At 43.0% G+C, this 14,631-nt stretch carries 11 protein-coding genes; 9 read left to right on the forward strand and 2 right to left on the reverse strand.

Annotated features, from left to right (window positions below; translation table 11 throughout):
* Positions 1-3 precede the first annotated feature (3 nt).
* The 9 genes from artQ (at position 4) to L4D12_RS03430 (ending at position 12,689) form a co-directional block, all read left to right on the forward strand.
* Positions 4-693 (forward strand): arginine ABC transporter permease ArtQ, encoded by a 690-nt coding sequence (gene artQ / locus L4D12_RS03390; RefSeq protein ID WP_428446422.1) that lies wholly within the window; start codon positions 4-6, stop codon positions 691-693.
* Entirely contained in the window at positions 690-1,361 is a 672-nt protein-coding gene (gene artM, locus L4D12_RS03395) for an arginine ABC transporter permease ArtM (RefSeq protein WP_428446423.1), read from the forward strand. The genes artQ and artM overlap by 4 nt, the downstream gene beginning before the upstream one ends.
* Positions 1,362-1,624: 263 nt before the next feature.
* Complete coding sequence (locus tag L4D12_RS03400; RefSeq protein WP_428446424.1) at positions 1,625-2,218, forward strand: HD domain-containing protein; 594 nt, start codon at positions 1,625-1,627, stop codon at positions 2,216-2,218.
* Positions 2,219-2,421: 203 nt separating this feature from the next.
* Entirely contained in the window at positions 2,422-5,559 is a 3,138-nt protein-coding gene (locus tag L4D12_RS03405; RefSeq protein WP_428446425.1) for a putative bifunctional diguanylate cyclase/phosphodiesterase, read from the forward strand.
* 166 nt (positions 5,560-5,725) lie between these two features.
* Complete coding sequence (locus L4D12_RS03410) at positions 5,726-6,064, forward strand: hypothetical protein (RefSeq protein WP_428446426.1); 339 nt, start codon at positions 5,726-5,728, stop codon at positions 6,062-6,064.
* 700 nt (positions 6,065-6,764) lie between these two features.
* Entirely contained in the window at positions 6,765-7,988 is a 1,224-nt protein-coding gene (gene gltS / locus L4D12_RS03415) for a sodium/glutamate symporter (RefSeq protein WP_428446427.1), read from the forward strand.
* 256 nt (positions 7,989-8,244) lie between these two features.
* Positions 8,245-8,388 carry an HP1242/YdcH family protein gene (locus L4D12_RS03420; protein ID WP_428446568.1) on the forward strand — a complete coding sequence of 48 codons (144 nt, stop codon included), beginning with the start codon at positions 8,245-8,247 and terminating at the stop codon, positions 8,386-8,388.
* 278 nt (positions 8,389-8,666) lie between these two features.
* A complete protein-coding gene (locus L4D12_RS03425; RefSeq protein WP_428446428.1) occupies positions 8,667-9,893 on the forward strand; it encodes an L-lactate MFS transporter in 1,227 nt (408 codons plus the stop codon).
* A 489-nt stretch (positions 9,894-10,382) separates the two neighbouring features.
* Complete coding sequence (locus tag L4D12_RS03430; RefSeq protein ID WP_428446429.1) at positions 10,383-12,689, forward strand: cytochrome c peroxidase; 2,307 nt, start codon at positions 10,383-10,385, stop codon at positions 12,687-12,689.
* A gap of 100 nt (positions 12,690-12,789) precedes the next feature.
* On the opposite strand, the gene L4D12_RS03435 is transcribed toward L4D12_RS03430, so the two are convergent.
* Both L4D12_RS03435 and L4D12_RS03440 read right to left on the reverse strand, forming a co-directional pair.
* Positions 12,790-14,037, reverse strand: a complete 1,248-nt coding sequence (locus L4D12_RS03435; RefSeq protein WP_428446430.1) for an esterase/lipase family protein — start codon at positions 14,035-14,037, stop codon at positions 12,790-12,792.
* 93 nt (positions 14,038-14,130) lie between these two features.
* Positions 14,131-14,631, reverse strand: a complete 501-nt coding sequence (locus L4D12_RS03440; protein WP_428446431.1) for an HPP family protein — start codon at positions 14,629-14,631, stop codon at positions 14,131-14,133.

The following is a 14,631-nucleotide window of genomic DNA, read 5'->3' on the forward strand; positions in this document are numbered from 1 at the left end:
GTTATGGCGTTATCAGGTTATGCACTGACGCTACTTGAGGCGAGCTGGGTAACTATCCAGCTCAGTCTAGCAAGCGTTGCGGTCGGTTTGGTGTTAGCAGTTATTTTCACCGGTGGTGAAATGTCACGTTACCGTGTCATTTCATGGCCAACGACAGCCCTTGTGACCGTGCTTCGTGGTTTACCTGAGCTGCTCGTTGTCTTATTCATTTTTTTCGGTTCTACTCAAATATTGTTCCTCATCACCGGTGAGTTCATTGAAATCAGCCCGTTTTTTTCCGGTGTTATTGCCCTTTCGTTGATCTTTGCCGCTTATGCTGCGCAAACATTACGGGGGGCATTAAAAGCGGTGCCGAATGGCCAACGTGAAGCGGCCAACGCGCTGGGGATCAGTAAAAGCCGAGCGTTTTTGCGTATTGTTCTGCCACAAGCGATCCGCCATGCATTACCTGGCCTCACCAACCAATGGCTGGTGCTGCTAAAAGATACCGCACTCGTTTCATTGATTGGGGTAACAGATTTACTCAAGCAGGCTCAGCTTACCGCCGCCGCCACACATGAAAGTTTCACCTGGTATGCCTGCGCTGCTGCCGTGTATCTCATTATTACATTGATCACTCAGCGCTTTGTTAAAGTACTGGATAATAAATACAACACCCAAGATGGTGGGCAAACGAAAGGAGCGGCTGCATGAGTGAACAAGATATATGGCTGTTAATGAAGGGGTTACATACCAGCCTTGAACTCACAATTGCCTCGTTACTGGTTGGCTGTTTACTCGCACTAGCAATGACACTGACCTTAATCGTAAGAACACCAGGTCTACACTGGCTTAGTCGTGGCGTTGTGACTCTGTTCACGGGGACACCGCTCTTAGTCCAGATATTTTTGATCTATTATGGGCCAGGGCAATTCGACATCGTGCGCAACAGTATTGCCTGGGATTGGTTGAGTCAACCGTGGTTCTGCGCCATGCTCGCACTAGCTCTTAATACTGCAGCCTATAGTACACAACTTTTTAAAGGGGCATTCAACGCCATACCGTCAGGGCAATGGCAAGCATGCCGGGCTTTGGGGATGGACACTAAAGCGACATTAGGCGTACTTTTACCCTATGCGATTCGTCGTGCGATCCCGGCTTATTCCAATGAGGTGATCCTTGTTTTCAAGGGAACGTCACTGGCCAGCACAATCACCATCATGGATATCATGGGCTATGCCCAACGTATAAATGCTCAAACATACGATACGCTGGTTGTCTTCAGTGTGGCTGGTGCCTTTTATCTCGCGGTAAATGGTTGCCTGACTCTACTCTTCCGTCAGGTAGAGAAAAAAGCCTTGGCTTTTGAGACTATTCACTGATTCATGTAATGATGCCCGTTTTCACGGGCATCATTTTACTATTCCCTCCCCTTACATCTCGTAATGAATTAACTATCGGCAAAACTCACATTCACAGGGAAAACAATGCAAAAAGCAGACATAAAAACATCCCTATTTCAGCTGATTTCAAATGGGTTATCTAACTTGTTAGCGGCTGTGCTTTATCCTTGCACTATTTCCATCTCCATAGTCTAATGCCATTCTCACTTATCGTGAGACTGCCTGACTGCAATGAGGACGCAATGAACAATCTCAACCAACAGCTTTCTTTCATCTTAGAACTTGACCGCCTAAAAGCGATTTATCGCCAGACAACAGTAAAAGCCGATAACAACCGACAAGAAAATAGTGCCGAACACAGCTGGCACATTGCGTTAATGGCGCAAGTCCTAAAAGACTATATTGAGGAAAGTGTCGATATTAACCGTGCGGTTATGATGCTACTCATTCATGACATTGTGGAAATTGATGCGGGTGATACATTTGCTTTCGCCGCCCAACACGAACTCGATGGACAAGAAGGAAAAGAAATCGAAGCCGCCAATCGCCTTTTCGGATTATTACCTGCTGATCAATTCCAGCAAATGAAAGCGCTATGGATGGAATTCGAACTAGCGGAAACCGCTGATGCACGTTTTGCGAAAGGCATGGATCGCATCCTACCCTTGTTACAAAACATGGCTAACGAAGGTGGCAGTTGGGTTCGCCATAAAGTCACAAAACAGCAAGTACTTAAACGGAATGAATACCTTGCAACCGTGACCCCTGCTCTTTGGAACTATGCATGCCAACAAATTGACTTAGCCGTTGAGAATGGCTGGTTAATTAACGCGTAAGCGTCCTCACCATCCCTTTGGCCCGTTTATCAGTCCGGGCCTATTGCTACCCTCAGCAACACCGCATCAATACGCACTATTTAGTATATTTTTCACTTCCTGATGTGACTAAATAGACTAAACCAGAAAAAACATATGCATCAGCACACAGATCATCGCTATACTCATACTGTACAAGGGGCCTCATGGAAGATACATGAAAGATGAAAGTTGCAATATTTCGATTTTTGATGCTGCTCATTCCACTGCTTTCTATCACAGCAGCAGCAACTTACTACATATACAAAGACGATATGGATCAGCTTAGACAGCGAGTCCAAGAACGGGAGCTTAGTCGTCACCAATCATCTCTTCATATTACTCGCCTCCATTTTGCCCCTATTATCGAAGATCTCCGCTATCTAACAGAAAAAGCCAAAGAAGTTGCGCACCAGAACTACTCACGAGAAGAAAAAAATCAAATTTTGAGCGCAACATTCAAGCGTCTCTCTTCAACCAGAAGCTACTATGATCAGATCCGCCTTCTCGATCAGAATGGTATGGAGATCATCAGAGTCAACAAAGACGGTAATGATGCAGCCGTTGTCAGTCAAGATCGACTCCAAAACAAAAATCACAGATCATATATACAAAAAGCCCTCCAAACACCTTCTGGTGGATTTTATACCTCTCAGTTCGATCTCAATATGGAAAATGGTCAACTTGAAGTGCCATCAAAACCGATGTTGCGTTTTATTAGCCACTACAAAGTTAACGGTGAAAGCTGGCTACTCAGTCTAAATTACCTCGGAAAAGACTATTTAGATGAACTAACCCTTCAGTATGGATGGAACGACGTTCAAAATTGGCTTATCAATAATGAGGGTCAGTGGCTACTGGGGCCAGACAACAACAGCTCTTGGTTATTCATGCCCTCAGTCTTAAATCCAGAACAGCTCGATTTTCACCAAGCTCATAGCACACTATGGGAGCAAATTCTCAAGCATGATAATGGCCAAACGCTTATTGATGATCAGCTTTATACCTACACTCGATTTTTTTCTGGTGTTTCTTTTTCAGGTGAAGAGCAATTTACTCTCCCTTTTATGGGCACAGATCTACCCTGGACCATCATATCCAGAGTCAACATGCAAGATGCCGTTAAAGAACTTGCCTACTCCCAACAACGTATTCTTAAGTTCATTATCTTCAGTATTCTCGTCCTGTCCCTTGCCTCCGGGTGTATTGTTTTGGCCTGGCATTTATCACAAATGCTCAACGCTCAGCGAAAACTTAACCTTGAAGTGAAAGACACTGCACTCAAATATGCAACGGTGCTTAAACATGCCCCTGATGGCCTGCTGACTATTGATGAGTATATGAACATCATTACAATTAACACCGCGGCGAGTGAGATCTTGATGTTACAAGATGATACGCAGCAAGGGGAAAATTTGCTTGATCAGTTGACAGGAGATAACGCTCGGAAACAAATTAAAGAGCTGGTTGAACAAATCCATAGCCATCAAGCACAACATAAGCGTGTCATTAAGACACAAATACAAATCAATAATGTAAAAAACAAGCACATTGAAGTGATTGCCACCGAGACATCTTATAGCTCAAGTCGTGAAATACTATTGAATTTACGCGACATCACAGAGTGGATCGAACGGGAAGAAAAGCTAAAAAGCATGTCGCGAGCGTTAGAACAAAGTAACGACTCAATTATCATTACTGATAGTAAAGGTATTGTTGAATACGTTAATCCGTCATTTGAGAAAAATAATGACGTTGAAGCTAAGGATATTATTGGTACGCAATCAACGAAATTACTCAGACGCAACCTTCCTAACAAACATGAAATACAGCATCTTCAGGAGCAGCTTAAACAGGGACAAACCATTCAACGTGTCATTGCCCAGCGACAATCCAATGATGGCATCATCTACGAAGAGAAAACCATTTCCCCAATCCGTAATCATCATGGCAACATCAGTCACTATATATCTACCGGTAAAGATATCACCGAACGGATGTTGTTTGAGGACCGATTACACAAACTGGCTCACTATGATCAACTGACAGGACTGGCAAATCGAACCTTACTACAACAAAATATCGATGCTGCCGTTACTTATAACCGTGAAACAGGAAACAGCATTGCTCTACTCTCGCTCGATCTTGATAATTTCAAACGCGTTAATGATTCATTTGGCCATGAGCTTGGCAATAAAGTCATTCAAGCAATATCTGAACGAATTAAACATTCGCTACGTGACACCGACTTTCCGGCCCGACTAGGTGGTGATGAGTTCGCCATTCTAGTCACTTATCATGCCACTCCCGAGAATATTTCACATTTGGCAAACCGGATCATCAACCAAATTTCAGCACCATTGACCATTGATAGTAAAGAGTTATGCCTAACAGCCAGCGTAGGGATCAGTCTGTTACCTAATGATGCAATTAGCACAGAAGATCTCAATAAGCATGCAGATATCGCCTTATACCGCGCTAAGGACCAAGGACGTAATACATTCTGCTTTTATACCCGCGAGATGGGAATTGAAACGGTCAAACGACTTCACCTTGAATCTGATCTCAGAAAAAGCCTCGGTACTGATCGTTACGAACTCTACTATCAACCTAAAGTTGATGCCATCTCGCATAATATTTGCGGTATTGAAGCATTACTTCGATGGCGCGATAATATGGGTGAAATCCAACCTCCATTTGAGATTATACCTATCCTCGAACGCTCTGGGCTCATCATTGATGTCGGTGAAACGATGATCCAGCAGGCATGTCATCAACTGACTGAATGGCAAAGCAGAGGCATTTATCTTAACTATGCATTGAATATCTCTGCTCGTCAGTTGCTAAACTCAAACTTGGTTGAATCTGTACAAAAAGCCATTCTCGAATCAGGCTGTAACCCGACATATCTCGAATTAGAGATTACTGAAAGTGTCATAATGTCCGATGTAAAAACAGCTCTCGACAAATTAATGAGACTCGAATCACTGGGTGTCAAAATTGCCGTTGACGACTTTGGAACCGGTTACTCATCATTGGCTTACTTGAGCCGCTTCCCAATCCACATCCTAAAAGTTGACCGTGAATTTGTGAAAGACCTGCCTTGGAACAAAGATAATATTACGATTACCCGATCAATTGTTGAACTTGCCCATAACCTGAAAATGCGTGTTGTTGCAGAAGGTGTGGAAACCGATTCACAGGAAGCATTCTTGTCCAGCATCGGTGTCGAAGAATTTCAGGGCTTCTTCTTTGGTCGTCCAATGCCAATTAAGACATTTGAACAACAATATTTAAATGTCAGTCCAGAGATAGTGATATAGCTGTCCAGTCTACTAACTCGACGTCTTTTACATACTGCCCTTCGCTATATCCAAAGATCGAGTTATCTTTAATAGCTTGGCGGGTTACACTAGGGAATATATTCGTTGATTTTCTCTTACTGTGACTATAACGTTAAGAGAGTACGTAAGCGCTAGCAGGTAAACCATGAGCTTTAGTGAACATCTAGACAATTTCATTAAACAACGCGATCAACAGTCGTCAGGTAAAGGACAAGGGCAAACATTTCAGCGTAAGCACGTTGTACTAGACCCAACCAACCAAAGCTTGGCCAGAGAAGCAATGGCGAAAGCCCAAGAAGATGCATCCCAGCAGGCAACGCTTGACACCAAGCAGCCTCATTACCGCATCAATGGACGCTGTGTAACAGAAAATGAAGCACAGACATTGCATCAACTTGAATACGATAGTGAGCCAGCCAACCCTGATCGTGTTGAATATATCAATGAATTACGAAAAAAGTTAAAACTAAAAAAACGTAGTTAGATAACATTGATATGATTTATTCCCAAGTTACCTCAAGGCTACTGTCATTTTGACGGTATTTTGAGGTCATTTGGGTATGTTTTATGGCGTTTTCGTTTAACCTAACAATTACCAAAGCAAAACAAATCGCATATTGTTGCATATAATAATATGCCAATTTCTCAAAAAAAAACTTTTTTCAACGGTGTTTTATTCAACAAAACAAGCAATATTGATAAAACCCTTGGTACATTCATGCCTTTCTGTATTATTTTTCAAAAAAAATAGCGGTCAATATACATTCAATACGGTTGCAATATGACCACTTTTATCGTGATGATTGTTTTTTGTACTCCTATCCTTTTATATTAACATTCTTATCACATGGAATATTCTGATTAATATGCACTAATAGTACGACTCCTATTCAGTTATATGCTACTAGCATGCTGATTTTTATACGTTGAGCGTGATTTATTTACGATTCTGTTAGTCATTCATGACTTTATCAAACTAAATTCTCGCGCACTTTTACTACAACATCCTTTCAACATTTGTCCTAACTAAATTTTCAAACTATAAAAATAGACGCTAATCATCTAACAGAGACAACAAACAACAGTACGAAGCACTACACTACTACCGAATAAATGGCAATATAGRCAGGTGTCTTTTTAGAGAGTAAGATTACCTTCTGAAAAAACAATGAAAAGACATAATCATGAACACTATTATACAAATTAACGAACTTGATTCGTTTCTCATTGCGATTATTGTGCTTTTTCTTGGCTACTTCATTAATAGCAAAGTTAAGGTATTGCGAAAGTACAATATTCCTGAGCCTATCGTCGGTGGGTTAATCGTCGCTGCAGTTATTGCCATCACGCACACACAAGGTTATGACATTACGTTCAAGCTCGGCTTGAAAGACACCTTAATGCAGATGTTTTTTGCCACCGTTGGCCTAGCCGCGAGCTTTAAATTACTACTCAAAGGTGGATCGCGCGTCTTCCTATTTTTGGGCGTTGCGACACTCTTTATTATCATTCAGAACATCGTTGGTGTAAGTCTGAGTAAGCTGCTTGGCCTCGATCCTTTACTTGGCTTAATGGTTGGCTCTATTACATTATCAGGTGGCCACGGTACGGGTGCTGCTTGGTCGCAAACCTTTGCAGAAAACTACGGGCTGCACACACTAGAGCTTTCAATGGCAGCAGCCACGTTTGGCTTGGTCATGGGGGGGATTATCGGCGGTCCCGTTGCTCAGCGTTTGATCAACAAGTTCAACCTTAAATCTGAATTTGGTCCAGGTGAAAACCACCATATCAACCACCCGGATCTTGTAACTTACAGTGATTCAGAAGAAGATCGCATCACAGCCAAAAACACCATTGAAGTCCTCTTTATTCTCTTGGTTTGTGTTGCAGGCGCTGCTCATGTTAAAGAAATTGTAGACAGTTTTGGCATTAGTTGGTTACGGATCCCTGATTTTGTCTATGCTTTATTTATTGGCGTTTTCATCACTAACCTGTGTGAAAGCACAAAGATCTATACCATCAATAATGAAACCGTGGATGCACTTGGCACAATCTCGTTATCGTTGTTCCTTGCGATGGCGCTAATGAGCCTGCAGCTTTGGGAGCTACTTGGTCTTGCGCTACCCATGCTACTTATTCTTGCAGTTCAAACGCTCATACTCGCACTATTTGCCTACTTTGTAACATTCCGCATGATGGGTAAGACATACGACGCTGCCATTATCGCAGGTGGCCACTGTGGATTTGGGATGGGAGCTACCCCTACGGCTGTCATGAATATGGGTTCTCTGGTTTCACGCAATGGACCATCGCCACAGGCATTTATGGTCGTACCTATCGTTGGTGCTTTCTTCATTGATATTGCCAACTTGGTTGTGCTACAAACATTTATTAGCTTCATGCAATAATTAAACAGACCTAACCGACTCAAAACCTGCGTTTCAGCCAAGATAAACTTAGCGCTGAAATAACGAGGGATAAAGGCCAGATCAGTGATCTGGCCTTTTCTGTTTCTGCTATCTCCAGCTATGATTAGTATGCACAACATATCAAACATACGGGGTATACACGATGTTAGATGAAAATCACGCGCTCGTTATTGAGTTTCCAGATTTACACGAAAAAATTAACAAACTGAAAAGTACCGATGAACACTTTAAGCACATGTCAGACAGGTACCATCAACTCGATCACAAAATTCGTGGCTTAGAAAACAGTAAAATCCCTACCGACGATACACATTTCACTCAACTCAAACTTGAACGTGTCCAGCTTAAAGACAAAATATTCAGCATAATCTCAAACTAACCCGCCCTGCCCCCATCAATAAACACTCTCACCCTACAGTTTCAATATGACTGCAGGGTGAGTATTCAATCGTGATAAAGATGCCAGTTATGAACAGCTCAAGAACCAACTAAAACAATTGTAACTGAAGATGTATAACGGTTTTATATTAAAGAAATGTTGATAGAATCCGCGCTCCTTTGGCAACAATACAATTTTTGTTGATAAAGACTAAAAAAATTTAGAATTTATGCAGCGGTTTACCATCTAGCTGCTTCTATCGTGTAACTGAGAACAAGATGAAAAAAATTGATAAAGCTATGCAGATCCTACTAGCCGGATTCTGTATCAATCTGTGTATGGGAATTTTGTACGCGTGGAGTGTATTCAAACAAGCTCTAGTGGTTGATCTAGGCTGGTCAAACGCTGACGCATCAATGCCATATACTGTTGCCGTGATCACGTTCGCAGTTTCACTATTGATTGCAGGTGTACTTCAAGACCGTATGGGCCCTCGCCGTATTCTAATCTTAGGTACCGTGATGGTTGGCCTAGGCATGATTATCTCAAGCTTTGCTACAACCCCACTTATGCTTATCATTACTTTTGGTCTGCTTACAGGTTGTGGTATCGGCTTTGGTTACGCTTGTCTTGCTCCATCTGCAATGAAGTGGTTCCACCCGTCTAAAAAAGGTATGGTTAACGGTCTAATCGCAGCTGGATTCGGTCTTGCAGCGGTATACCTTGCGCCGTTAACATCAACGCTAATTAGCACGTATGGCATCAACACCAGTTTCTTGATCCTAGGCTGTGCGGTACTGGTTATTGCTGTGCCTCTCGCTTGCACCATTAATAACCCACCCGCTGATTACACCCCGGTTGCTCCAGCAGGTGCAGCATATAAAGGTTCCACCAAACCTGTTGATATCAACTGGCGTGCAATGATTAAAACACCACAGTTCTACTCGCTATGGCTAATGTTTGCACTGGCATCGTCTGCCGGCCTAATGGTAATTGGTAATATTACTTCGATGGCGGCCCAACAAGCGAATATTACCCAAGCGGCTTACCTTGTCGTTATCCTGTCAATCTTTAACTCTGGTGGCCGTATTGCTGCTGGCATGCTGTCTGATAAGATTGGTGGTGTGAAAACACTCATGATTGCCTTCATTATGCAAGGCATCAACATGGCGCTATTCGCAAGTTTCAATACTGACTTCACCCTCATGATCGGTGCAGCTCTGGCCGGTGTAGGTTACGGCACTCTGCTTGCGGTATTCCCGTCAATCATTGCTGATTACTATGGTCTAAAAAACTACGGTGCTAACTACGGTGTACTTTATACTGCTTGGGGTATCAGTGGTTTTATCGGCCCAGTTGTTGCTGCTGTTGCGGTTGATACAACGGGTACTTACACACTGGCGTACACTATCTGTGCCGTGATGATGGCTGTCGCGATATTCTTGTCGTTTATCACCAAGCCTGTAGATGCCGAAGCGCTGGAAAAGAAACTGGCTAACGCTTAATTCTTCGCTTCGATATTAATATTTATCAAGCACAGCTAACGCTGTGCTTTTTATTATCTAATGTCTTCTTTCTAACACTACTGACAAAATATTATAAAAGAATTGATGTCTTATTTTAAATAAGTCGCTATTACAATTATCAGAAAAAAAACACCAGAGTTTGGCTTGTTTTTTATCAAAAAAATACGCTTAAATATCACTCAGTTAGCATATGAAGATTGAATAAATCATGATTTAAATGGGAATAACATCAACATTATCGATATGGTAAAACAACCAAATCATAAACAATATTCTCACTTTCTTTCTCAGTATTATATCTGTAACAAATTATCATTCATTATATTTACGTGATAACTGGTTGATAGCCATCTTTTCACAAAAATGATAATCGAGAATACTGATTTCGCCCATCTTTAATGTCACGAGATAAAACTCGTTATCGATAAGCAAACATTTATATCAGTAAATGGAAGTCAGGGGTGAGCAATGAATTACGAAAAATTCCACAAACGCCGTCGGCTATATGCCTTAATTGCGGCAGGTATACTAGGCGTCTCAACAACCGTTCTTGCCGTTGAGGCTGTTGAAGAATCAGAGCCCGTTGATCTATCAGGCATTGGATCCTTAAAGGGTATCCAACCGGCAGCTGTATCTGGTCTCTACGACTATGTTAAAGACAAAGATGCAGCCATTAAACTCGGTAAAGCTTTCTTTTGGGATATGCAGGCAGGCAGTCGAGGACAGAGCTGTGCAAGCTGTCACTTCAGCGCAGGTGCGGATAACCGGTCAAAAAACCAAATCAGTCCAGGGTTAAGGCATACTGATCCGGCGAAAAGAGAAATATTCGACCCAACACTTTCAGGTGGCAAAGGCGGTCCAAACTATTCTCTTGTCCCTTCTGACTTCCCTTTCCGTCTCTATGCCAATCCAGACGATCGCCACTCAGCGGTTCTATTTGATAGCGATGATGTTGTCTCTTCTCAAGGGATTCATTCCGCAGTATTCAATGATCTTTTCACAACAAGCTACGATCCACAGTTTGGTGACCGACGGGAAGATTGTACCAACGTGAAAGATATCTTCCATGTCAATGACATTGGTGTTCGCCGGGTTGAACCTAGAAATACCCCAACCGTTATAAATGCCATTTTTAACTTCCGCAACTTCTGGGATGGCCGAGCAAACAATAATTTTAACGGTGTTGACCCCTTTGGCCCACGTAATAAAGATGCACGCATCATGCACTTTGACCGAGGCACAGGAAAAATTAGCTTAAAAGAAGTTAATCTTAAAAATTCGAGTGCTGCATCTCAAGCTGTTGGACCTCCGGGCAGTGATTTTGAGATGACATGTTCGACAAAAGCATTCCAGACTATGGGGAAAAAACTTCTCAGATTAGTACCACTTGGATTACAACAAGTTGATCATACCGACAGTGAACTTGGCGCATTAACGGCTAGCCCATCAAAAGGCTTAAGAACCAGCTATCGCAAAATGATCCAGGAGGCATTCCATGATGATCTCTGGTCTTATGGCCGTAAAGTCGATGGTTACGAGCAGATAGAACATAATTTTAGCCTCTTCTGGGGCTTAGCTATCCAGCTCTATGAGGCAACCTTGATCTCTGACGACTCCCGCTTTGACCGCTATATGGATGGTGATCATGAAGCTCTTACCGAGCAAGAAATCTACGGTATGGAGCTATTTGTGACCAAAGGCAAATGTGTAAACTGCCATAATGGTCCTGAATTTTCAGCAGCAGCAACGCACTTAATCGCTGAAGATGAAGAGGAAGGTCTGGTAGAACGTATGCTAATGGGTGACAACAAAGTCGCTTTATATGATAACGGTTTTTATAACATTGGTGTACGCCCAACCAAAGAGGACATACTTGTTGGTGGCGTCGACCCATGGGGAAATCCACTATCCCATACTCGTCAAGAGCAACAGCGCGCGGCAGGACAGGATGTACATGATCACTTCGAAGTTGATCCTAACACCTTTGAAGAAGATCCCGGCGTGCCAGTTAGCCCAACTGAACGTAACGCAGTTGATGGTGCAGCGAAAACATCCATTCTTCGTAATGTTGAGTTAACAGCACCTTATATGCATAACGGTAGTATGAAGAGCCTAGAAGAAGTCATTAACTTCTATAACCGCGGCGGGAACCGAACGGGTGATCATAGCCTAGATTCAACAGGCTTTGGTGATAATACATCCAACCTTGATCCTGATATTCGTTCTCTTGGACTTGATGAAGAAGAAAAAGCCGCATTGGTGGCCTTCTTGAAATCACTAACAGATGAGCGAGTACGCTGGGAACAAGCACCGTTCGATCATCCTCAACTGTTTGTGCCCAATGGCGCAACAGGTGATGAATACGCGGTTATTGATAGCGGCACAGGAATTGCCGAAGAAGAATGGCTTGAAGTTCCCGCTGTTGGTGCAGCAGGTCGTGCTGCAAAAGGGTTGGGTCCTATTGATTTGTTTCTCGAAGATGCCAATGTCTCTACAGTAGAAGCAAATGACGATGACACTTCTGTGAAATACCGCGCATCAGTGGTTATCAATGTTGTTGCCAATGACGATGCTGGTGCCTCATCAATTGATGCTGCAACCGTTGAAGTCGTGAGTGGTCCTGATTCACGCATTGGTCGCTTAATCAACAACGGTGACGGTACATTAACTTACACTGCGATTCGTAATACCGACGCTTCGTTCACCTACCAAGTGAAAGACAGCGAGGGTAACCCGTCGAATGTTGCTACCGTTAATATCGATGTATTCCGTTAATTAGACGTTAATACGATAAAGAACTAAGCCCCACTTCGGTGGGGCTTTTGATTGGATTTTACTCTTTGTAATAAAGTTGAAGATTATCTAACTCGCTAAATCAAGAGAGCCACGCTAACATCTGCTCTGTTACGTCCGGAGAGCTGAGTAATTCCATATGGTTCATTTGATAAAAAATACGCTGAGAAGTCTCATCAAAAGCTAACATATACTCTTCATTATCATGTACACCTAATGCACTTCTGAGAGGCACTAACCCATCACCAATTACATTCTCCGCCAACCAACTTTGTTCTGTGGTCGTCGCCGCAATCGCGTAGCAATGAATATTAACAGGTAAGGGAACCACCTTGCGTGCATCTGGCCGGTCTTCAAAACGGTTAATACCCTGCCAGTCTTCATCAATAACATGACCGTAGCGTAAATCCGTAATCCCTGAACTTCGCAGGTTGCTTAATAGTAAAAATGGCGCGGTATAAGGCGTCGTGCCTAGCACCACATCAAGTTTACTACCCATACGCTCCAACGGTGCGCCATGATGCGGTGTACCAAGAAAAATAATATTTTTAACTAACGTTGGCCAGAGTAATGCGTCCGATTCAGCGTAGTAAACGGCACTGCGAGAAAGCAATCCTCCCATGCTATGCGCAACAATCGTGATCTCTTCAACAGGTACAGGCCAGTTTTTCGCAAGAAGCTCAAGATGCGTAGCAAGCTCCCGGCCATTAGCAGAAATATGTAATCCAGAATTATAACGAAGATAGACTGCCGTATACCCCAATGCCGATGACAGATCTTGCCCATGATCAACGGTAATATCACCATGTGAACTGCACCACAACGTGTCATTCATACACAAGCCATGAACCATAATCAGCACCTTGCCCGTCACTGAAGGCATAGCTGTCAAGCTCGACCAATCTAGGGCCGCCTGCTGATAATACAGCGCCATAGGTGTCGCCAGTGGGTTATGGCTTGCGACAAGCTGATCCCCTACCACCCCATTAAGTGCTGACAAAACCGCCTGACGCTCCACAGTATCGATTTTCATCTCATCGAGGAATGCTAATCGGGGAAGTTGTTTTTCCAGTACCTTATCTGTCCCCGTACCGATCAATTGAGTAATCGTATATATGCTTTTATAAACAAGCCCCGTCAATCCTCTTGTTTGGCTAGGATCATCGCCTTTAGGCATACCTAAGGTCCGCCAAACTGATTGATGGACACCCTCAGCAATTTTAGTCACGCCGATCGTTGCTTGCGTGGTAAGTTGGACGACACCACGAATATCTGAGACCCGCAGATGCTTCAGTCCGTTGAGTCCTTTTACCGATGACCACTTAATCATACTGAAGGCTCCATCTTCATCTTTCATTGAAAAGAATATACGGCTTCAAAAGCCACTAGTTGCATAATGCGCTTCTGCATTATGCTTGTGAAGCTATTCTTTTTCAGAATATGGATAAATATGCCCAGGAATAAATCGATGGTATAGCACTGCAAGCGCGACTATTGCTAACGTACCGATTAAGATGGGGTGCAGTAAGAAGGTCCAACTTGAGTGCCCGCCAATCATGATCAATAAGGGGTTACCACCAGCAGGGGGATGAGTCACATCAAAGAGCAGCATAAAAAATAGCCCAAGACCAACGGCTACCCCCAATGTTAATGGCGTAACAGGCAGATAATTAATAAAAACAAGACCAACAAATGCCGTAATAAGATGACCTAAAATAACATTTTTAGGCTGAGCGAGTGGGCTTCGGTGCACCCCAAAAATAAGCACCATGGTGGCACCAAAAGGCGCAATCAGAACATAAGGCGTTTCAATGCTGCTATCAATTGCAGCAAGCGTCCATATGCACAACGCTGCACCAATTGCAGAAACAATCGCCGTAAGTAACCGATTTTCACGAAATAAAGTAATAACATGTTCTTTCAT

Source organism: Photobacterium nomapromontoriensis (assembly GCF_050336815.1).
In the GTDB taxonomy this organism is placed as follows: Bacteria; Pseudomonadota; Gammaproteobacteria; order Enterobacterales; family Vibrionaceae; genus Photobacterium; species Photobacterium nomapromontoriensis.